Annotated in this window: 18 protein-coding genes; 6 read left to right on the plus strand and 12 right to left on the minus strand. The window is 71.6% G+C overall.

The genetic code is table 11. The annotated features are described in order from the left end of the window. Position 1 precedes the first annotated feature (1 nt). The 9 genes from O7629_RS29945 to O7629_RS29985 all read right to left on the minus strand — a co-directional run bounded on the left by O7629_RS29945 (position 2) and on the right by O7629_RS29985 (position 7866). Positions 2-871 (minus strand): AraC family transcriptional regulator, encoded by an 870-nt coding sequence (locus tag O7629_RS29945; protein ID WP_278173488.1) that lies wholly within the window; start codon positions 869-871, stop codon positions 2-4. A gap of 112 nt (positions 872-983) precedes the next feature. Further along, the gene (locus tag O7629_RS29950) at positions 984-1466 is read right to left on the minus strand and encodes a GNAT family N-acetyltransferase (protein ID WP_278174730.1); all 483 of its coding nucleotides are present in this window, start codon (positions 1464-1466) and stop codon (positions 984-986) included. Between the two features lie 38 nt (positions 1467-1504). Next, entirely contained in the window at positions 1505-1876 is a 372-nt protein-coding gene (locus tag O7629_RS29955; RefSeq protein WP_278173490.1) for a metalloregulator ArsR/SmtB family transcription factor, read from the minus strand. Between the two features lie 161 nt (positions 1877-2037). Then, positions 2038-2403 (minus strand): L-rhamnose mutarotase, encoded by a 366-nt coding sequence (locus tag O7629_RS29960; protein WP_278173491.1) that lies wholly within the window; start codon positions 2401-2403, stop codon positions 2038-2040. After that, entirely contained in the window at positions 2400-3236 is an 837-nt protein-coding gene (locus O7629_RS29965) for a carbohydrate ABC transporter permease (RefSeq protein ID WP_278173492.1), read from the minus strand. Before O7629_RS29965 ends, O7629_RS29960 begins: the two co-directional genes overlap by 4 nt. Beyond that, positions 3233-4195 (minus strand): sugar ABC transporter permease, encoded by a 963-nt coding sequence (locus tag O7629_RS29970; protein WP_278173493.1) that lies wholly within the window; start codon positions 4193-4195, stop codon positions 3233-3235. The genes O7629_RS29965 and O7629_RS29970 overlap by 4 nt, the downstream gene beginning before the upstream one ends. Before the next feature lie 71 nt (positions 4196-4266). Further along, positions 4267-5565 carry an extracellular solute-binding protein gene (locus O7629_RS29975; protein WP_278173494.1) on the minus strand — a complete coding sequence of 433 codons (1299 nt, stop codon included), beginning with the start codon at positions 5563-5565 and terminating at the stop codon, positions 4267-4269. A gap of 16 nt (positions 5566-5581) precedes the next feature. Then, a complete protein-coding gene (locus O7629_RS29980; RefSeq protein ID WP_278173496.1) occupies positions 5582-6586 on the minus strand; it encodes a Gfo/Idh/MocA family oxidoreductase in 1005 nt (334 codons plus the stop codon). Next, positions 6583-7866 (minus strand): M20 family metallopeptidase, encoded by a 1284-nt coding sequence (locus O7629_RS29985; RefSeq protein ID WP_278173498.1) that lies wholly within the window; start codon positions 7864-7866, stop codon positions 6583-6585. Before O7629_RS29985 ends, O7629_RS29980 begins: the two co-directional genes overlap by 4 nt. A 108-nt stretch (positions 7867-7974) precedes the next feature. Between O7629_RS29985 and O7629_RS29990 the strand changes: the two genes are divergently transcribed. Continuing rightward, the gene (locus O7629_RS29990; protein WP_278173500.1) at positions 7975-8844 is read left to right on the plus strand and encodes an amidohydrolase family protein; all 870 of its coding nucleotides are present in this window, start codon (positions 7975-7977) and stop codon (positions 8842-8844) included. 7 nt (positions 8845-8851) lie between these two features. On the opposite strand, the gene O7629_RS29995 is transcribed toward O7629_RS29990, so the two are convergent. Further along, positions 8852-9484, minus strand: a complete 633-nt coding sequence (locus O7629_RS29995) for a GNAT family N-acetyltransferase (RefSeq protein ID WP_278173502.1) — start codon at positions 9482-9484, stop codon at positions 8852-8854. A 185-nt stretch (positions 9485-9669) separates the two neighbouring features. On the opposite strand from O7629_RS29995, the gene O7629_RS30000 reads away from it, so the two are divergent. After that, entirely contained in the window at positions 9670-10326 is a 657-nt protein-coding gene (locus O7629_RS30000) for an alpha/beta hydrolase (protein ID WP_278173503.1), read from the plus strand. A gap of 138 nt (positions 10327-10464) precedes the next feature. On the opposite strand, the gene O7629_RS30005 is transcribed toward O7629_RS30000, so the two are convergent. Continuing rightward, on the minus strand, positions 10465-12324 hold the full coding sequence (locus O7629_RS30005) for a S8 family peptidase (protein ID WP_278173504.1): 1860 nt from the start codon (positions 12322-12324) through the stop codon (positions 10465-10467). A 253-nt stretch (positions 12325-12577) separates the two neighbouring features. Beyond that, entirely contained in the window at positions 12578-14107 is a 1530-nt protein-coding gene (locus O7629_RS30010) for a hypothetical protein (protein ID WP_278173505.1), read from the minus strand. A 212-nt stretch (positions 14108-14319) separates the two neighbouring features. Between O7629_RS30010 and O7629_RS30015 the strand changes: the two genes are divergently transcribed. The 4 genes from O7629_RS30015 (at position 14320) to O7629_RS30030 (ending at position 20774) form a co-directional block, all read left to right on the plus strand. Continuing rightward, on the plus strand, positions 14320-16140 hold the full coding sequence (locus O7629_RS30015; protein WP_278173507.1) for a glycosyltransferase: 1821 nt from the start codon (positions 14320-14322) through the stop codon (positions 16138-16140). 126 nt (positions 16141-16266) lie between these two features. Further along, the gene (locus tag O7629_RS30020; RefSeq protein WP_278173509.1) at positions 16267-17580 is read left to right on the plus strand and encodes an ABC transporter ATP-binding protein; all 1314 of its coding nucleotides are present in this window, start codon (positions 16267-16269) and stop codon (positions 17578-17580) included. A 78-nt stretch (positions 17581-17658) separates the two neighbouring features. Next, complete coding sequence (locus O7629_RS30025; RefSeq protein WP_278173511.1) at positions 17659-18408, plus strand: beta-phosphoglucomutase family hydrolase; 750 nt, start codon at positions 17659-17661, stop codon at positions 18406-18408. Then, entirely contained in the window at positions 18405-20774 is a 2370-nt protein-coding gene (locus tag O7629_RS30030; RefSeq protein WP_278173512.1) for a glycoside hydrolase family 65 protein, read from the plus strand. The genes O7629_RS30025 and O7629_RS30030 overlap by 4 nt, the downstream gene beginning before the upstream one ends. Positions 20775-20792 lie beyond the last annotated feature (18 nt).

Genomic DNA, 20792 nt, shown 5'->3' on the forward strand with positions numbered 1-20792 from the left:
TTCACTCCGGCTCGACCGGTAGCCACAGCTCGCAGGTCGCGGTGCTGAAATCGGCGGCGCGGTCGAGCACCGCGACCATCGACGGACCCGGCCGCAGCCGCCACGGATTCGACGGAAACCATTCGGCCGCCGTCGCCGCCCAGGCCGACTGCAGGGCCTGCGGGTACGACCCGGTGATGCGGAAGACCGCCCACCTGCCGGCCGGTGCCGCCACGGCGTCCAGGTCGGCGGGCGTGGACGTCTGCGCCGCGACCGCGACCCCGTGCAGGTAGGTCAGCTCGCTGCCTTCGGTGGCGTCCGGGTCGAGGTCGGCGAAGACCTGCAAGATGCCGGCCGGCTCGGTGTCGCACAGCGCCTTCAGCCGCAGATGCTCCTGCGCCGGCAGCGCGGCGATGTGCTGCTGGATGTGCGGGTTGACGCCGTGGTGGACCAGCGGGACCCGGGTCGCGTGTCCAACGAGCCGAAACTCGGGCCGGTCGACGATACGGGTGTCCATCGGGATGCTCCCTTCGACGGTCAGGCGGAACCTGAGCTGTGACTGGCTGCGAAGAGGGCCTCCGTCGCGGCGCACGTCACTCGGGCCGACACCGTGGACCGCCCGGAACGCCCGCCCGAACGCCTCGGTCGAGCCGTACCCGTGCCGGACGGCGATGCTCAGCAGATCGTCGTCGCCGCGCACCAGCTCGGCGGCGGCGACCGTCATCCGGCGGCGGCGCACGTACTCCGACAGCGGCATCCCGGCCAGCGACGAGAACATTCGCCGCAGGTGGTACTGGGTCGTGCCGACCGTCCTGGCCATCGCGTCCAGGTCGAGCTCCTCGGTCAGATGCTCTTCGACGAGGTCGACCAGCCGGTTGAGTGCCGAGATCACGTAGGCCTCCCTTCGACGTCCAGCCTGGCCGAGCGCACCCTGGCGGCGCCCGACCGTCGTGGCCCGATCCGATCATCCGGCCGCCGACGCGGGTTTGGGCGCCGATCAGGCGTCAGCCGATGATCGGGCTGCGGCGTTCGAGCAGCACCACGTCGCGCCAGCGGCCGTGGTGGCGGCCGACGCGCTCACGGGTGCCGATGGTGCGGAAACCGCAGGTGTGGTGCAGGGTGAGGCTGGCGGTGTTCTCCGGAAATATTCCAGATTGGATGGTCCAGATGCCGGCCTGCTCGGTCGAGGCGATCAACTGCCGGAGCAGTAGCCGGCCGACGCCGCGCCCTCGGGCGTCCGGGTGGACGTAGACGGAATGTTCGACGACCCCGGCGTAGACGCACCGATCGGAGACCGGGGTGCAGGCGGTCCAGCCGAGGACGGTGAGGTGAGCGGCATCGGCGTCGACGGCGACCCAGCGGTGGTCCGGCAATCGGGTGGCGGTGAACCTGTCCCAGCCGGGTGGTTCGGTTTCGAAGGTGGCGTCGCCGGTGGCGATGCCGAGGCGGTAGATGTCGAGCACGGCGTCGCGGTGCGCGTCGGTCATCGGGGTGAGGACCACCGGTGGCACCGCTCCGGCGGCGGTCACCGCCCGGCTCCGGTGGTGGTGGCGACGTCGAGGAGCCGGGACAGGGCGGCGAGCCGGGTCGGGACGATCCAGTAGTACACCCAGGTGCCCCGGCGCTCGCAGTCGATCAGGCCGGCTTCCCGCAGCACCTTCAGGTGGTGGGAGATCGTCGGCCCGGTCAGGGTGAACGCCTCGGTCAGGTCGCAGACGCAGACCTCGCCGCCGGCCTGGGACGCGATCAGCGACAGCAGTCGCAGGCGTACCGGGTCGCCGAGGGCCTTGAAGCCGGGGGCCAGGCTCGCCGCCGCCTCGTCGGTGAGCGCCTGGTCGGTCAGCGGGGCGCAGCAGGTCGACGTGTGCGGCACGACCGGCAACTCTTGTCTCGACACGCGTCTAGTTTGACAATCATCAAGACAGCGCGCAAGTTTGTTGCTTAGATAAGCATCTAATCAGCGATGGGGTACGGGATGTCCGTTGCCAACTCGCGCGCAGGTCACCGCCGCGACCGGCGGCTCGTCCGCCGCCGGCTGCTGCTCGTAGCGGCCCGCCCTCAGGCGGGCGGCGGCGGGTGGCCCGGATGGTCGAAGACCGGGTACGCCCACAGCGGCTCGCCGTCGGCGTCGGCGACCTCGGCGAACAGGTGTGCCAGCGAACGGGTCCACCGGGCCTGCACCTGCGACGCGGCGGTGACCCGGCTGGCGTGCCCGAAGCCGTTCCGGGTCCGCAGCACGCAGATCAGCAGCAGCCCTTGCCGGTAGATGCGGTAGTCGTAGATGCCCGCCTCGTCGATCAGCGCCGACAACTCCGGCCAGACCTCGGCGTGCCGCCGCTCGTACTCCTGCCCGGCGCCGGGCCGCAGCCGGTACACATAACACAGCTGCGCGCCCGGCGCCTCGCTGTCGGCGGGTGCGCTCACTTGCCGGAGCCCGCGAGCGCGCCGGAGACCAGCTGCCGCTGGAACACCAGGTAGACGATCAGTACCGGCAGCAGCGCCACGATCAGGCCGGCGCTGACCAGCGGCACCGACACGTCGTATTGGCCGGACAGCAGCGACACCCCGACCATCAGGGTCTTGGAGTCCGACCCGCCCATGATGACCAGCGGCAGCAGCAGGTCGTTCCACATCCAGACGAAGTTGAAGATGGCCAGCGCGGCCAGAGCCGGGGTGGCGATCGGCACCAGGAGCCGGAACAGGATGGTGAGGTGCCCGGCACCGTCCATCCGGGCGGCTTCGATCAGCTCGTCGGGCACCTGCTGGAAGTAGCCGGCCAGCTGGTAGGTGCCCAGCGGCAGGCCGAACGCCGCGTACGCCAGGATCAGCCCCTGGTACTCCCCGGACATGCCCAGGTCGAGCACGGTCTGGTAGAGCGGGTAGATGATCGCCTGGCTGGGGATGGTCAACGTGATGATGATCAGCAGGAAGACGGCCTTGCCGCCGCGGAAGCGCAGCTTCGTCACCGCGTACGCGACGAGCAGCGCGGCCAGCACCGACAGCACCAGCCCGCCCGCGGTGGTGATCAGCGAGTTGAGCAGCAGCCGGGGCATGTCCATCCGGCGGAACGCCTCGACGTAGTTTTCCAGGGTCACTCCGGTGGTCGGCAGCCCGAGCGGATCCTCGGCGAAGCCGTACTGCGTCTTCAGCGAGCTGATCACGGTGAACAGCAGCGGGTAGATCGCCGCGACCGCGACGACGACCAGCGCGAACGTCAGTAGGTAGCGCCCGAGTCGGGCGGTGGTCCGTCGGCTCATCGCGGCTTGCGGGTCCCCTCTTTGAACATGTGCCGCACGGAGAAGATCGACAGCACGGCGACGAAGACGAACAGGGCGATGCCGATCGCGGACCCGTAACCGCGGTCGAGGAAGGTGAAGGTGGTCAGGAAGACCAGGTACTCCGGCAGCATGGTGGCGTCACCGGGGCCGCCCTGGGTCAGCGCGTAGATCAGCGGGAACAGCCAGATCAGCACCCCGGAGGCGCACAGCACACTCCAGTACGCCACGGTCGGGCGCAGCATCGGCACCACGATCGAGAACAGCCGTCGCCAGAAGCCGGCCCCGTCGAGGTACGCCGCTTCGAGCATCTCGTCGGGGATGGTGGCCAGCCCGGCCAGGTAGGTCATCACCCCGAGCCCGAAGAAGCTCCACAACGCGACGGCGACCAGCGAGAAGAGTGCGCTGTAGCGGCCGTTGAGCCAGGCGATCGCCAACGGGTCGAGCCCGATCGTGCGCAGGCCGGCGTTGATCGGGCCGTCGGGGGCGAGGATCTGGCGGAACATGATGCCGACGACGATCGGCGCGATCGTGTACGGGACGAAGTAGACGGCCCGGAAGAACTTCCAGCCGGGGGCCCGCTGGTGGATCAGCACCGCCAGCACCAGCGGCAGCACCACCCACACCGGCAGGGTGGCGACCACCATCAGCGCGTTGCGGAAGCTGGTGATGACCATCGGGTCGTCGAGCATCCGCAGGTAGTTGTCGGCGCCGGCGAACGTGGCGCCGCCGAAGCCGGCCGACGACTCCATGCTGGTGATCACGCCCCGTACCAGCGGCACCAGTTTGAACGCCACGGCCAAGGCCAACGCCGGGGTCACCAGCAGCGCGGCCAGCCACCACTCGCGGGCGTGCCGGTGGCGGCGGGCCGGCCGGCGGGCGGTTCCGGGCGTCCGGTCGGCGGATGTCGGTTCCGGCGCAGGCGCGGTGGAGAGCGTCATGCGGTGTCCTTAACCTGGCAGGGGTACCGGTCGGTGGGCAGGCGGTGCCGGCCTGCCCACCGACGCGGCGGTCAGTTCTGCTGCTTGGTCGGGCTGCGTTCCAGGGCCTGCTGCATCTGTTCGGCCCAGGCGTCGACGGTGAGCTGGCCCAGCGTGACCTGCTGCCAGCCGCGGGCCAGCGCGTCGGCCTCCGGGCCGGAGAGCATCACGCCGGCGTGCAGGGTCGGGTCGGCGACCAGCTCCTGGATCTTGAGGAACGCCGGTGAGTCGGGCAGCAGTGACTGGTCCACGTTCGTGTTCAGCGGCTGCCCCTTGGCGTACTCCACCCACAGCTCGCCGTTCTCCTTGCTGGCCAGCCAGGAGATAAAGGTCAGACCGGCGTCCTTCTTGTCGCTCCACTGGGTGACGCCGTAGACGGCGCCTTCGATGCCGGAGAACTTCTGCGCCAGCGGCGCGTCCGGGTTGATCACCGGCCAGCGGGTGACACCGAGGGTCTCGTCGCCGAGGGCCTCGCCGAACGCCTGCCAGTTGACCGCGTCGGAGATGATCGTGCCGGCGAAGGCGGCGTCACCGCGCTGGAAGATGTCCGCGCCGTCGGGCAGCATGGTGATCGACGGAGCGTTGTCGTTGGCCCAACCGCTGGTGGTGATCTCCGCCAGCTTTTCCAGCGTGGACACCAGTTTCGGGTCGGTCCAGGAGATGGTGCCGGCCAGCAGGGCGCGGATGTCGTCCTCGGTCAGGTAGTTGCGGGCAATCTCCGGGAAGTCCCAGTACGCCGGGAAGGTGCCGGACAGCCCGAGCGCCAGGCAGGTCTTGCCGGTGGCGGCGACCGCCTCGCAGGCCGCGCCGAACTCGTCCCAGGTGGCCGGCGGCTGTTCCGGGTCGAGCCCGGCGGCGGCCAGCACGTCCTTGTTGTAGTAGAGGACGTTGCCCTGGTAGGAGAACGGCACGCCGTAGCAGTTCTTGCTGGTGTCGAAGTCCTCGCAGGCGCCGCTGTAGGAAACCAGGTCCTTGTTGATCTCGGCCGCCTGCTCGCCGAGCGGCACGTACGCGTTGCGCCGATCGAACAGCTCCAGCCCGGCGTTGTTGGCCATCACGTCCGGCCCGGACTGGGAGGTGATGTACGGTCCCTGCACCTCGGGGTACTTGTCGAACGGGACCGATTCCATCTCCAGCTTGATGTCCGGGTGGCTGGCCTCGAAACGGCTCTTGACCTGCTGCCAGTATTCGGCACCGCCCGGCTCCCAGGTCAGCACCTTGAGGGTGACCGGTCCGTCGGCGGTGCCGTCGTCACCGCCGCAGCCGGTGAGCAGCACGGCGGCTGCCGTCCCGGCGGCGGCGAGGCCGGCAAGGGTACGTCGTCGATTCATCGGGTGAAGCTCCTAATCAGCGAGAGGTGTGGCGGATCCGGTGGGTGGCGCCGCCGGCGGCGGCGCTGGCGGCGATGGCGGCGGCGACCTGGACCACGTGCAGGCCGTCGGCGAGCGGTACGACCGGAGTCGGGTCCCCGCCGTCGATCCGGCGCAGGAAGTGTCGGAGCTCGGCGGCGAGCGCACCGCCCCCGTCAGCGGGCGAGAGCAGCCAGTCCGGCGCCTGCGTCCGGTCGGCGGCCTGCACGAGCAGGGTGGGCCGGCCGAGGTCGACGTGACCGACCCCGTCGGTGCCGTACACCTCGACGAGGTCGTCGGTGTGGTTGGGCGCGTGTTCGGGCAGCAGGTAGCTGTTGCGGATCGACGACACGACGTCGTTGGCGTGCCGCAGTTCCGCCCAGACCAGGACCGGCGTGACCGATCCGGGTCGGGTCCGGGCGGCGGCGCGGACCTCGACCACCGGCGCCTGCGCGTACCACAGAGCGAGGTCGATGTCGTGCACCGCGGTGAGCAGCGCGGGATGCTCGTGCGGGAAGAGCCGGCTCAACGCGCGGGGCCGGTCCCGGCGCGACGAGACGGCCAGCACCTGGCCGAGTCCGCCGGCGTGCACGGTGTCGTACAGTGCCCGGTGCGCGGGGCTGAACCGCAGGATGTGGCCGGGCTGGCAGAGCACGTCGTGCGCCTGGGCGGCCGCGACGATCGCGGCGGCGTCGTCGACCGTCGTGGCCAGCGGCTTCTCCACCAGCACTGGCACACCGGCGTCGAGCAGCGCGACGGCGACCGCGCGGTGGACCGGGCCGGGTACGCAGACCGAGGCGGCGTCGGGCCGGGCCGCGGCCAGCAGTTCGGTGACGGTGCCGAAGGTGCGGCCGACGCCGTACTGCCGGGCGACGTGTTCCCGGGCGACCGGGTCGGGGTCGACGACGGCGTCGACGGTGACACCGAGTGATCGGTAGGCGGCCACGTGCCGGGTGCCGAACGCACCTGCTCCGAGTACGGCGACCCGCGGTCCGGAGTTCATCGGTCCACCGCCCCGGTGGCCGGCGTCGGTTCGGCTGGTGCGGACGGCTGTGGCTGCGCAAGGCCCGGCTGCGCCGGGGCGGACGGCTGTGCCGGGATCGTGGTGCCGGGCTGGGCGAGTCCGCCGGCGAGGACGGCCCGGGTCAGCCGCTCCAGCACCGTCACCCCGACGCCGATGCACCGTTCGTCGACGTCGAACGAGCCGGAGTGCAGGGGCGCACCGCCGACTGTGCCGTTCGACACGCCGAGTTTGACGTACAAGCTGGGACCGAGCGCGCCGAGCAGCGCGAAGTCGTCGGTGGTCAGCGGTGGGACCGACAGCGGGTGCAGGTCGACGAGACCGGGCAGTACGGCGTCGGCAAGGGCGACGAGCCGGTTCGCGTTGCGTACCGGCGGCATCTCGTTGGCCCAGGTGAAGCGCAGGTCGAGGTCGAGAGCGTCGGCCTGCCCGACGGCGACCCGTTCGATCGCCTGTTTCAGCCGGGCCCGGGCGGCCGGATCGTGGGTGCGCAGCGTGCCGGTCGCTTCGGCGCGTTCGGCGACCTGGCTCTGGCTGGCGCCGCCGGTGATCGTGCCGATGTTGAAGGCGACCAGATCGTCGGGGTTCTGTGCCCGGGCGACGGCGGCGTGCAGGGCGGTCACGGTGGTGGCGAGACCGAGGATGGCGTCGCGGCCGCTGGCCGGGGTGGCGGCGTGTGCGGCCCGGCCGACCAACTCGACGCGGAAGGCGTCCTTGGCGGCCATCGCGGTGGTCCGGTCGACACCGAGGGCTCCGGCGGGTAGTCCTGGCCAGCAGTGCAGGCCGAGTACGGCGTCAAAGCGCCGGTCGGCGAGTGCCGGGTCGGCGAGCACGGCGGCGGCCCCTGAGTCGGCGCCGAACGGGATCTCCTCTGCGGGCTGGAAGAGCACGGTGACGCTGCCGGCCGGTGGCGGGTCGCCGGCGATCCGGGCGGCGACCCCGTACGCGACGGTCATGTGTACGTCGTGCCCGCAGGCGTGGCAGACGCCCGGGGTACGGGAGGCGTAAGGCACCTCCTTGGCATCCGACACCGGGTACGCATCCATATCGGCCCGAATAAGTACGGCTGGTCCAGGTGCGGCGGAGTTGAGCTCCAGAAGCAGCCCGGTGCCGGCTACGCCAGTGTGTAGCCGGCCCAGTGGTCCCAGCAGTCTCTGCAGTGTCGCTGCCGTCTGCTTCTCCTCGAAGCGCAGCTCAGGGTGCTGGTGAAGTTGGCGCCGTAACTGCGTCAGCGCTTCGACCTCGTCGCCTGCCAGCGTCACCTAGCTTCACCTCACGTGTGGCATAAATCCGGACCTAATAGAGACAGAACCTAGGTCAGTGGGTGCGTCGCGTCAATGGGCTGGTCGGATCCGGGTTAGGGTCCGGCCATGGAACGGGCCGACGCACACCTGCACCTGTTCGCCGACGGCTATCCGGGCCGGTACGGCAGATCCCCGTCAGGCGGGCTGGAAATATCCGTATATCAAGACATACGACGAGAACACGGGATCAGCCGCGCTCTCGTCGTCGGCTACGAGGGCGAGCCCCGCTTCGCAGGCAACAACCACTACCTGGCGAGCCTCGCCGCCGTACACGACTGGCTGGCCCCGGTCGCCTACCTGCACCCCGGCGGACCGAAACCCGGCGACGAGAGCGGCGGCCGGCGGGGCCAGGCCGGTGACACCGCACCCGGCCACTGGCTGGCCGCCGGGTTCGTCGGCTTCGCCGCGTACCTGGGCGACCGGGACAGCGCCGACTGGTTCGCCGACTGGTTGACCCGGCACACCGCCACCGTCAACCGGGCGCACTGCCTGCTCAGCGTGAACGCCGTACCGGCCGCCGTCGCCCGGCTCGGCCCGGCGCTCGCCGCGGTCGGCGACTGCACCGTGCTGTTCAGCCACCTCGGTCTGCCTGGCCGCCAACCCACACCGCCGGCGCCGGCGACGGCAGCCACCATCCTCGCCCCGCTGGGCGAGCTGGCCAGGCTGCCCCACGTCGGGGTGAAGGTCTCCGGCCTGTACGCGGTCAGCGACCCCCCGTACGACCACCCGCACGCGGCCGCCCGGCCCTTCGTCGAGCAGCTGATCGAGTGGTACGGGCCACAACGGCTCTACTGGGGCTCCGATTTCCCGCCCTGTCTGGACCACGTCTCGTTCGCCCAGACACTCGATCCGGTCGGCCTGGCCGGCCTGAGCGTCGGCGAACACGCGGACGTGGCCGGCCGGAACCTGCTGAGGGCTCTCGGCGACAACGGATGACGGCCGGTCAACGGTCGTGCACTCGGGGCCGGGGCTCACGCCACATCGGCCAGATCGGCGGGCCGTCGGGCAGCCGGACCGGCCCGTGCGGCCGGTAGCCGTGCCGGAGGTAGAGATCCCGGTTGCGGGGCGTGGTCGCCTCCAGGTAACCGGGGGTGCCGTAGCCGTCCAGATGCCGGTGGTGGTGCCGCAGAAGCGCACTGCCCAACCCACCGCCCTGCCGCCATGGCGCCACCGCCAGGTAGGCCAGATGCCAGTGCGGCTGCCACGGATGGTGCGCCGCCAGGATCCGGCCCAACGCGGCGAAGCGGGGTTGCCACCGTCCGGTCGCGGTGAGCAGCTGGAGCTCGTGATCGCTGACCGTCTCCGGCTCGGTGGGCGTACGTCGCCCGCGCGGGTGCCAGACCGCGACCCCGCTGAACTGACCGGCGACGTGCACCGTGCCGCCGGCCCGGATGGCGTGCTCCAGCTCGATGGTGAACAGCGTCCGGAAGACCTCCGCCCGTGCCTCCAGGTCTTTGACCAGCCACTGCGACACCGGCGCGATCAGGAACGCCTCGGTGAGCAGGGTGGCGGCCTGCGGGAGGTCGTCCACTCCGGCGGTACGGATCGTCACGGCGGCTGGGTGGATCGCGGTCATCAGCGGCCTCCTGCCGGTCGGCGTATCTGCGTGACGGGTGGCCCGGCCGGTGGGCCGGGTCATGCAGATGACGCCCGTGGGACCGGGCCGGATGGCGTAGCGGCAGGTCAGATGCCCGACACTCGTACTGTCGGTGGTGGATGCTGCAATACACCGGGTTGGTACCCGGGCGGGCTGGAGGCTCGATGGCGACGTTCGTACTGATCCCCGGCGGTGGGACCGACCCGTGGTACTGGCACCGGCTGGTCAACGAGTTGCGGGTCCGTGGGCATGAGGCGATCCCGGTCGACCTGCCGTGCGAGGACGACGCCGCAGGGTTCGACGAGTACGCCGACACCGTGGTCGCCGCGATCGGCGGCCGAGCGGACGCCGTGCTGGTCGCGCATTCGCTCGGCGGCTTTACCGGGCCGCTGGTGGCCGCCAGGGTGCCGGTGCGGATGCTGGTGCTGCTCAGCGCGATGATTCCGGTGCCGGGTGAGACCGCCGGGGACTGGTGGGCGAACACCGGGCACGCGGCCGCCCTGGCCGGGCAGCCCGAGTTGGACGTGCTCGCGTTGTTCACCCACGGGATGCCGGACGACTTGGCGGCGGAGGTGCTGCGGCACGACCGCGACCAGTCCGGCGCGCCGTTCGGGCAGCCCTGGCCGCTGCCGGCGTGGCCGGATGTACCGACCCGGTTCGTCGTCTGCCGCGACGACCGCTTCTTCCCCGCCGGCTTCATTCGCGGCCTGGTCGCGCGGCGGCTCGGCATCACGCCCGACGAGATCGGCGGTGGCCATCTGGCGGCGCTCACCCACCACCGGGAGCTGGCCGACCAGTTGGAGGCGTACCTCCTCGACTGACCCAACCGGGTTGCCCGCCGAGCGTGAGCCCGGCGCGCAACCGGACCGAGGGCGTCGCAGACCTGCGACGCCCCCGGTTCCGGTGCGCTGTCCGGCCAAGGCCTGGTCAGGATCGACTCGACCGGGCCCTGGGCAGGATCACAGCTCCAGTGACCAGGTGTTGATGTAGCCGGTGTCCCCGCTGAAGACGTCGCGGACCCGCAGCTGCCAGGTGCCGTTGGCGGTCTCCGAGGACAGGTTCACCGTGTACGTCTCGATCACGTTGTCGGCTCCGTCGAAGAACGCCCAGCTCTTCAACCGGTAGGAGGAGCCGTCCGGGGCGATCAGGTCGACGATCAGGTCACCCCGGTAGGTGTGCTGGATGTTGACGTCCACCGTCGACGACGACGAGGGGGTGCTGCTGCAGCCGCTGATCGAGATGCTGCTGCTCACCCACGATCCGCTGTCCGGGATCGCCACGTCGGTGCCGTTGGTGCCGGTGCAGCTGCCGCCCGGACCGATCACCGTCAGGGTGAACGTCGCGGTACGGGTCGCCGAGCTGCCGGTGCCGGTGACGGTGACCGGGTAGCTGCCGCCCGGGGTGCTCGCCGAGGTGCTGACGGTCAGGGTGGCCGAGCCGCCCGAGGTGACGCTCGACGGGCTGAAGCTGGCGGTCGCGCCGCTCGGCAGACCGCTGGCCGAGAAGCTGACCGACTGCGCCGAACCGGACGTGGTGGCGGTGGAGACCGTCGCCGTCACCGAGCCACCCGGGGTGGTCGAGCCGGACGTCGGGCTGACCGACATGGAGAAGTTGTCCGCCGGCGGGGTGCCGTCGTTGACCACGTACAGCAGCCGGTTGGGCGAGCCGCTGCCCGGGTTGCCCACCGCGCCCACCGTCGCGTTGTCGTACAGGTAGTCGCGGACCTCCTGCGGGCTCCAGCCAGGGTTGGTCGAGGCGACCAGGGCAGCCGCGCCGGCCACGTGCGGCGCGGCCATCGAGGTGCCGCTGATGGTGTTCGTCGCGGTGTCGCTGGTGTGCCAGGCCGAGGTGATCGACGACCCGGGGGCGAACACGTCAAGGCAGGTGCCGTAGTTGGAGAAGCTGGACCGGCCGTCGTTGCTGGTGGTGGAGCCGACGGTGATGGCTTCGGTGACCCGGGCAGGGGAGGTGTTGCAGGCGTTGGCGTTGCTGTTGCCCGCCGCCAGGCTGTAGGTCACACCGGCCGCGATCGAGTTGCGCACCGCGGTGTCCAGCGAGGTGTTGGCGCCGCCGCCGAGGCTCATGTTGGCCACCGCCGGCAGTTCGGCGTTGTCGGTCACCCAGTCCACACCGGCGATGACACCGGCGGTGGTGCCGCTGCCGGAGCAGTTCAGCACCCGGACGCCGACCAGGGTGACGTCCTTGGCGACGCCGTACGCGGTGCCGCCGACGGTGCCGGCGACGTGCGTACCGTGGCCGTTGCAGTCGTCCGCGGACCCGCCGTCGACGGCGTCGAAGCCGCTGACCGCCCGGCCGCCGAAGTCGTTGTGGCCGAACCGGATCCCGGTGTCGATGATGTACGCGTGCACGTTGGACGCGGTGTTCGGGTAGGTGTACGAGTCGTCCAGCGGCAGATCACGCTGGTCGATCCGGTCCAGCCCCCATGACGGCGGGTTCGGCTGGGTGCCGGTGATTCGTACGGTGTGGTTCTGCTCGACGTACTCGACCGCCGGGTGGGCGGCGATCCGGGCCGCCTGCTTGGCGCTGGCGGAGATCTCGAAGCCGCGCAGCGCGGCGGTGTAGGTGCGGGCGACCGTCCGACCGTGCTGGCTGGCCAGGTTGCGGGCGGTCGCGGCGACCTGTCCCCGGGTGACCGCGCTCTTCTTGAAGACCACGATGTAGCTGTCCGGTACGGCGGTCGGTCCACCAGCGTGCCGGATCGTCCCCTCCGGTTCGGCGGCGGTGACCGGTCCGGTGACTGCCGCCACCATGGCCAGTGCGGTGGCACCGACGATGATGATCCTGCGGGGGAGATTCATCTCCCGTCCTCCCATCAGATCGGCAGGCGTCAGTCCGCTGACGGTGACAGCGGATCAGTGAACGCCGATCTTGCTGAGAGTAATCTGAGTCGACACTGGGAAGTTATATTCCGAAACGTCTATACCACTGGTGCGATGGAACCGACGGGATCATCGCCCACCTGCGGTGCCGTGCCCGAAGAGCGGGTGGTGCCGGGTGGTCTGAAACAAGGAATTTTCATGATCGCCCTTGGCGGGGGCGGGTGATCGAGGCTCAGCGGGAGACCAGCCGACGCCGTACCCCGCGGGCGTACTTGCGGGCGACGAAGACGGTCGCCCGGCCGAGGCTGCGGGCCCCACCGACGGTGACCGTCTGCCCGGCCCGTCGGCCGCCGCGCGGTCCGGCCGTAGCCGAGCCGCCCGCCGCGCCCGACCCGGCCGCGGTCAGGTCGACCACGTCGTACTCGCTGCCGGTCTCCCACCGTTGCCCGTGGCTGGCGGCAACCGCCTCGACCAGCGCGCCGTCGGCGGTACCGGCGTGCAGCGCCCGGCTGCGGGCTGCGGTGGACCACAGCTCGACGGCGTGGGTCGGGGCACCGGCACCGGCCGGCAGCACCCGGAGCAGCCCGCACCGCCACTTCTCCATCGCCGCGACCAGCGAGCGGACGGCCCGCGGACCGACGCCCAGCCGGGCCGGCACCCGGAGCAGGTACGGCGCGGGGAAGGCGGTCACCGGAGCGCTGCTGACCATGCGTACCCGTGGTTCGCTGCGGTACTCGGCGGCCAGCAGCCGCAGGTCGGCCCGGCCGCTGTCGGCTCGGCTGCCGTCGGTCCCGCTGCCGTCGGTCCCGCTGCCGTCGGTCCCGCTGCTGTCGGCTCCGCTGCTGTTGGTCCCGGCCACGGCCCAGTCGCCGACCAGGGCCACGTGCAGGTCGCGCTCGTCGCTGCCGAGCAGCCGGTCGACGCAGGACCGGACCACCTGGTACGGCTGGTCGACCGGTACCACGGCGGTCACCAGTGGCACCTGCCAGACCCGGCCGGGCCGGTTGCGACGCTCGCGGGGGAACGGCACCAGGTCGGTCAGCTCGGCGTCGGCCCGCTGCCCGGCGGTGACCGGATCCGCCGGGGCGGCCGTCCACAGCGTCGCCGCCGGCTCCGGCACGAACACCGCCCCAGCCTGCGCCAGCCGGTAGGCGACCTCGACGTCAGTGCCCTGGAACCGGTCGGAGCCGGCCTGGTAGCGGTCCCGCTGGAAGGCGTAACCGGTGCCGGCGGCGGCCAGGAAAACGAGATGGTCGGCGGTGCGGAGCTGATGTGTGGTATCGAGCAGCCGGGCCAGCCCGGGGTCGACCGTACTGCCCGGGAAGAGTTGGCCGAGGGTGCCGGCGCTGGCATGGGCCACGATCACGTCCGGGTCCGGGGCCCGGCCGGAGAAGATCATCGGTACGGCGACACTGACCGCCGCCGGACTGGCCTGCTGCCAGCGGGTGAGCGCCGAGACCAGGTCCGGTGCCGGGACCGCCCCGGCCGGAATCCGGACGATGATCTCGCCCTTCGCGGTGCCGACCTGGTCGGCGAAGTCGCTGTCGGCGGTGACGGTGACGATCTGCAACAGCCGGTCCGGGTACCGCTGCTGGCGCAGCGCGGCGACGGTACGGGCGGCGCCCGCCGGGTCGCCACCGTCACCGACGACCAGCACGCTCACCTGGGCGGTGGGCGCCGGGTGACCGGGCTCCACGGGGGCGATCAGGGTCCAGTCGTTGTGTGGTGACGGAGCGGCGGACACGGCACCAGGCAGGGACACGCGTGCAGCGTACCGGAAGCCTGGCCGGTAGCCTCTGCCGTGATGTGGGTCGGCGTCGCGAGCGTCGGCCCGACGTGGTGCTCCGAGCCGGAACGACAAGGTGGCGCAGGGTGGCGGAGAATGCGGTGGGTGGCGTCGTGCGCGGCGGGAGCCCCGATCACCGGCGCTGGTGGTGGCGGGTCCGATTGACTGATCGACCGGACGGCCGCCCGGTGTCCGGGCCGACCACCGGGGCGGCCCGCCGGGCGCTGGTGGACGCCGACTCGGTGGCGGCGCTGCGCCGCCTGCTGGCTGAGCCGGCCGCGGCCACGCCGACCCGCCAGCTGGTGGTCCGGGTACGCCGTTGGCGTCCGCCGACCGCCGGCTGGTCCGGCCGGCTGGGCCCGGTACCGGGCCTGCGGCGGCACCGGGTGCGGCTGCCGCGCGGTGGCGGCAACGCACGGCTGAGCGTCGATCTGGCCGAGCCGGTCCCGCTGCACGATCTGCTCACCGCCGCGCTGGCGGTGCTGGCGCCGGTCCGGCCGTTGCCCCGACCGGCCAGCGCCGACGTCGCGGCGGTCGGGGTGGCGCCCGGCTGGCTGCCGGTCGACGCCAACCACTCGGTGACCGGGGCGCTGACGACGAACCCCGAGATCCGCGGGTACGACGTGGTGCTCGCCCCGGACGCGGCGACGCTGGCCGCGCCGTCGGACCTGGTCGGGGTAGCGGTGACCGCCGGTGGCACCGGTGCCCGGGTGGCCAACCGGCAGCCGCTGGTGCTGATCGATTCGGCGGTGGCGAACCCGGTCGGCCGGGGCCGCCGCTACGGGCCGACGGAGCCGACCGGGGTGCTGGAGTTCCTGCCCGGCGACCCGGTGCCGGGCTGGCAGGTGCGGCCGGCTGAGTCCGTCCCCGCCCCGGCGAATCCGGCACCGGTCGGGGCGGATTCCCCGGCAGCCGGTGCGGTGCCGGCGGCGCGCGGCGGGTTGGCCGGCGTGCCGCTGTCCGGCGACCAGCTGGCGGCCATCCGCCGGTTCACCCATCTGATCTGCCCCGACGTGCCGGCGGTCGCGCCGGCGGCGGAGGCGACGCTGCTCGCCCAGCTGGCGGCGACCGGTGCCGTGCTGCGGGTGCCGCAGCTGCCGCCGGCAGTGGCGGACCGGCTGGCCGAGCCGCTGCTGGCGGTGCTGCACAGCGACCTGCCCGGGGTCGGCGCGGATCCGTTGGAGTGGGAGATCCGCAGCGTACGGCAGCGGTCGGCGGCGTTGCGTGGGCACGCCGCCGCGTTCGCCGCCGGTGACGTCACCGCCGACACGTTTCCGGCGTTGGCGGCGCCGCCGTCGGTGAGTGCGGTGCTGGTCACCCGGCGGCCCGAGTACCTGCCGGACGTGGTGCGGCAGCTGGCCGGACAGACCTACCCGGAGTTGGAGATCGTGCTCTGCCTGCACGGTATCGAGTTGACGGCGGACCTGCGGGCGCGGCTCGGTGAGTGTGGCCGGCCGATCCAGATCTTCAGCGCGCCCGCCGGGTTCAGCTTCGGCGAGGTGATGGGCGCGGCGACCGCGCGGGCGCGGGGCAGCCTGGTCACCAAGGTCGACGACGACGACGTGTACGGCCCGGAGCACATCTGGGACCTGGTGCTGGCCCGGGAGTACTCGGGCGCGATGCTGGTCGGCAAGGCGGCCGAGTTCGTGGTGCTGCAGATGCTCGGGGTCACGGTCCGCCGGGCCGCGGTGCCGCCGGAGGCGTACGGCGCCCCGGTGGCCGGCGGCACGATGTTGATGGCGCGCGGTGACCTGGAGGCGGTCGGTGGTTGGCGGCCGGTGCCCCGGTCGGTGGACCGTGGCCTGATGGACCGGGTGCTGCGTGCCGGCGGGCTGATCTACCGCACCCATCCGCTCGGCTACCTGTACGAACGGCGGGCGGCCGGGCACACCTGGGACGCCGGTCTCGACTACTTCCTGCGGCGGGGTGGCCAGCAGTGGGACGGGGTACCCCGGCACCCGGAGTTCGGTACGTCGCCGGTCGGACTACCCGAAGTAACCGCTCGGTAATCCATCCGACCTCCTGGTAATCGAGTTGTCACAATATGAACATGGCACGTTTACCCGATGTGCCAGGGCGATGGCGCTCGTCACAGTCATTCGGGGGCCGGCAACCGATGGCTGGGGGAGGTGACGGTGACCACCGTCGCGCTCAAGGATGTATCCAAGGTCTTTGCCGACGGGACCGTCGCCGTCGACAAGGTCAACCTCGACGTCAACGACGGTGAGTTCATGGTGCTCCTCGGCCCGTCCGGCTGCGGCAAGTCGACCGTGCTGCGGATGATCGCCGGGCTGGAGGATCCGAGCAGCGGTGCGGTGCTGCTGGACGGCGAGCTGGCCAACGACATTCCGCCCCGGGACCGCCGGGTCGCGATGGTCTTCCAGGACTTCGCCCTCTACCCGCACATGTCGGTGGGGGACAACATCGCCTTCCCGCTGCGCCTGTCCGGAGTGGAGACGGCGTCCCGGCAGGAGCGGGTGGCGGACGTCGCCAGCGCGTTGGGCATCGGCGACGTACTCGCCCGCAAGCCCAGTCAGCTATCCGGTGGCCAGCGGCAACGGGTGGCGATGGGGCGGGCCATCGTCCGCCGTCCCGGCCTGTTCCTGATGGACGAGCCGCTATCCAACCTGGACAGCGGGCTGCGGGCCGAGCTGCGGGCGGAGATCTCCGGGCTGGTCCGCGAGCTCGGCGTCAGCACCGTCTACGTCACCCACGACCAGGCCGAGGCGCTCACCATGGCCGACCGGGTGGCGATCATGCGCAAGGGCGTGCTGCAGGACGTCGGCACCCCGACCGAGGTGTACGGCCGGCCGGCCACCCTCTACGTCGCCGCGTTCCTCGGCAGCCCTCGGATGAACCTGCTGGAGGCATCGGTCTACGTCCATCTCGACCGCTACGTCGCGCTCAACCTGGGCGAACAGACCCTCTACCTGCCCTGGACCGATCTGCGCGCCCGGGCCGTGTCGCACTACCACGGGGAACGCATCGTGGTCGGCCTGCGGGCCGAGGCCCTGACCCCGGTCGCCCCCGGCAGCCCGGGTGACGTGCTGCAGGGCCGGATCCGGTTCCTCGAACACCACGGCCACGAGTCGCTGGCCTACCTCGACATCGGGGCCACCGCGATCGTGGTCGACGACCTCGCCGGCACGGCGGTGGAGCCGGCCGGTGCCGGCGGCCGCCTGCGCCGGTTCGGCGGCGTTATGCAGCGCCTCACCGGTCGGTCCGTCGGCCGGGCGGCCGTCGGCGAGCAGTCGGCCGAGTCCGGCCCGGACCGGGAGAGCGTGCTCAGCGACCCGGGGCGGCACCACCGCCGGCCGGCCGAGCTGGCCGTGCGACTGGCTCCGTACCCGGCGGTCACCCCCGGCCATCCACTGGCCGTCTCGGTCCGGATGGACGCCCTGCACTTCTTCGACGAACGGGGCGACCGGATCGACGTCGGCTGGCGATGAGTGACTGACCGGTCACCATGGGCTGGCGCGCCGGTGGAAACCGAGCCGGCCGACCGGAGATCAGGTTAGATTGGCTGCGTGCTCGGTCTACCCGCTCATGTGACCGCCTGCCTGTTCGACCTCGATGGGGTGTTGACTCAGACCGCGAAAGTGCACAACGCGGCGTGGGAGGAAACCTTCAACAACTTCCTCCGCGCCCGCGCCGACGAGACCGGCCAGCCGTTTCAGCCATTCGATCCGGGCGCCGACTACAGCCGGTACGTCGACGGCCGACCACGAGCCGACGGGGTGCGTTCCTTCCTCGCCTCGCGAGGCGTTGAGCTTCCCGAGGGGTCGGCGGACGACCCCCCGGAGGCCGACACCGTGTACGGCATCGGCACCCGGAAGAACGAGGTGCTGCTGCGACGCATCGCCGAAGACGGGGTGCAGGTCTACGACGGTTCATTGGCCTACCTTCATGCTGCCCGCTGGGTCGGGCTGCACCGGGCCGTCGTCTCGGCCAGCGCCAACTGCCGGGACGTGCTGATCGCGGCGGGGATTGAGGAGTTGGTCGAGGTGCGGGTAGACGGGGTGATCGCGCGCGAAAAGGGCCTGCGGGGCAAGCCGGAACCAGACACGTTTCTGGCCGCTGCCGCGCAGCTCGGCGTCGAGCCGGGCAACGCCGCGGTGTTCGAGGACGCGCTGGCCGGCGTGACGGCGGCGCGTGCGGGGGAGTTCGGCTGTGTCATCGGTGTCGACCGGGTCGGCATCGGTGACGAACTGCTCGCCAACGGTGCCGACATCGTGGTGAGCGATCTGGGGGAGTTGCTGGTCGGAGCCGAACGGTGATCCGCGAGCGGGCCTACCCCGTGGAGCCGTGGCACGTGCGGGAGACCCGGCTCGACTTCGACATCCTGGCCCAGTCGGAGTCGGTCTTCGCCCTCGCGAACGGGCACGTCGGATTCCGCGGCAACCTGGACGAGGGCGAACCGCACGGACTGCCCGGCACCTACCTGAACTCGTTCTACGAGTTGCGGCCGCTGCCGTACGCCGAAGCCGGCTACGGCTTCCCCGAGTCCGGCCAGACGCTGGTCAACGTCACCAACGGCAAACCGATCCGGCTGCTGATCGACGACGAACCGTTCGACGTGCGCTACGGCGACCTGCTCTCCCACGAGCGGGTGCTCGACCTGCGGGCCGGTCTGCTGGACCGTCGGCTGGAGTGGCGCTCGCCGGCCGGGCGTACCGCCCGGGTCCGTAGCACCCGGCTGGTGTCGTTCACCCAACGGGCGGTCGCGGCGATCTGCTTCGAGGTGGAGGCGGTCGACGAGCCGTTGCGCATCATCGTGCAGTCCGAGCTGGTCGCCAACGAGGAGCTGCCGGCACAGAGCAAGGACCCGCGCGTCGCGGCGGTGCTGGAGACGCCGCTGCAGGCCGAGGAGCGGCTGGTACAGCCCGACGGCGGGCTGCTCATTCACCGGACCAAGGCCAGCGGGCTGCGGATGGCGGCGGCGATGGGGCACGAGATCGACGGCCCCGGCGAGGTGTCGGTCAGCACCGAGGGTTTCGACGACTGGGTCCGGACCACCGTCTCCTGCCTGCTGGAGCCGGGGCAGCGGCTGCGGATGGTGAAGCTGCTGACGTACGGCTGGTCCAGTCAGCGCTCGTTGCCGGCGCTGCGCGACCAGGTCGGCGCGGCGTTGGCCGGCGCCCGGATCTCCGGCTGGGAAGGGCTCTGCGCCGAGCAGCGCAAGTACCTCGACGACTTCTGGGGCCACTCGGACGTGCGGGTGGACGGCGACCCGGAGATCCAGCAGGCGGTCCGGTTCGGGCTGTTCCACGTCCTGCAGGCCGGTGCCCGAGCCGAGCAGCGGCCGATCGCGGCGAAAGGGCTGACCGGACCGGGGTACGACGGGCACGCCTTCTGGGACACCGAGATGTTCGTGCTGCCGGTGCTGACCTACACCCAGCCGGGGGCGGTCGCCTCGGTGCTGCGCTGGCGGCACTCGACCCTGGACCAGGCGCGGGAGCGGGCCCGGATGCTCGGGCTCAACGGGGCGGCGTTCCCGTGGCGGACCATCCGTGGCCAGGAGTGCTCGGCGTACTGGCCGGCCGGCACGGCCGCGTTCCACGTGGCGGCGGACATCGCCGACGCGGTCCGGCGGTACGTGCACGCCACCGGGGACGTCGAGTTCGAGCGGGAGATCGGCCTCGAACTGCTGGTGGAGACCGCCCGGTTGTGGCGTTCGCTGGGCCACCACGACCGGCACGGCCGGTTCCACATCGACGGGGTGACCGGGCCGGACGAGTACACCGCCGTGGTCGACGACAACATCTACACCAACCTGATGGCGCAGCGGAACCTGCTGACCGCCGCCGACTGCGCGCTGCGCTACGCCGACCGGGCCTGGGTGCTCGGCGTCGACGACGAGGAGACCGCGGCCTGGCGGGACGCGGCGCTGTCGATGCACGTCCCGTACGACGACGAGCTGGGTGTGCACCCGCAGTCGGCCGGGTTCACCCGGCACCAGGAGTGGGACTTCGCCGGCACCCCGCAGGACCACTATCCGCTGCTGCTGCACTACCCGTACTTCGATCTGTACCGCAAGCAGGTGGTCAAGCAGGCCGACCTGGCGCTGGCGATGCACTGGCGGGGCGACGCGTTCACCGAGGAGGAGAAGGCCCGCAACTTCGCCTACTACGAGCGGCGTACGGTGCGGGACTCGTCGTTGTCGGCGTGCACCCAGTCGGTGATCGCCGCGGAGACCGGCCATCTGGAGCTCGCCCACGACTACATGGGTGAGGCCGCGTTGATGGACCTGCACGACATCAACCGCAACACCCGCGACGGCATCCACGTGGCCGCCCTGGCCGGGGCGTGGCTCGCGCTGGTCGCTGGCTTCGGGGGGATGCGTGACCACGGCGGGGAGCTGGCCTTCGCTCCCCGGCTGCCACAGCGGATCAACCGGCTGGAGTTCGCCATGATGTGGCGGGGCCTGCGGCTGCGGGTGGCGGTCCAGCACGACGAGGTGACCTACTCGCTGCGCGACGTCGACCCCAACGCCACCGTTGACCTGACCCACCACGGCGAATCGATCACGGTGGCTGCGGACAAGCCGGTCACCCGGGCGATCCCGCCGGCCGGCCCGGTCGGTCCGCCGCCGCAGCAGCCGACCGGCCGGTCACCGGTACGCCGGTCGGCGCGTACCGACTGACGACCTACGTCTCGTGCG

Origin of the sequence: Solwaraspora sp. WMMD792 (assembly GCF_029626105.1) — a bacterium.
Lineage (GTDB): Bacteria > Actinomycetota > Actinomycetes > Mycobacteriales > Micromonosporaceae > Micromonospora_E.

What these genes read in the sequence shown, in the direction of transcription:
- O7629_RS30000 (WP_278173503.1), top strand. Translation starts at nt 9,670, where the DNA reads ATGGCGACGTTCGTACTGATCCCCGGCGGTGGGACCGACCCGTGGTAC.
- O7629_RS29950 (WP_278174730.1), bottom strand. Translation starts at nt 1,466, where the DNA reads ATGACCGACGCGCACCGCGACGCCGTGCTCGACATCTACCGCCTCGGC.
- O7629_RS30005 (WP_278173504.1), bottom strand. Translation starts at nt 12,324, where the DNA reads ATGAATCTCCCCCGCAGGATCATCATCGTCGGTGCCACCGCACTGGCC.
- O7629_RS29975 (WP_278173494.1), bottom strand. Translation starts at nt 5,565, where the DNA reads ATGAATCGACGACGTACCCTTGCCGGCCTCGCCGCCGCCGGGACGGCA.
- O7629_RS29970 (WP_278173493.1), bottom strand. Translation starts at nt 4,195, where the DNA reads ATGACGCTCTCCACCGCGCCTGCGCCGGAACCGACATCCGCCGACCGG.
- O7629_RS29995 (WP_278173502.1), bottom strand. Translation starts at nt 9,484, where the DNA reads ATGACCGCGATCCACCCAGCCGCCGTGACGATCCGTACCGCCGGAGTG.
- O7629_RS29965 (WP_278173492.1), bottom strand. Translation starts at nt 3,236, where the DNA reads ATGAGCCGACGGACCACCGCCCGACTCGGGCGCTACCTACTGACGTTC.
- O7629_RS29980 (WP_278173496.1), bottom strand. Translation starts at nt 6,586, where the DNA reads ATGAACTCCGGACCGCGGGTCGCCGTACTCGGAGCAGGTGCGTTCGGC.
- O7629_RS29990 (WP_278173500.1), top strand. Translation starts at nt 7,975, where the DNA reads ATGGAACGGGCCGACGCACACCTGCACCTGTTCGCCGACGGCTATCCG.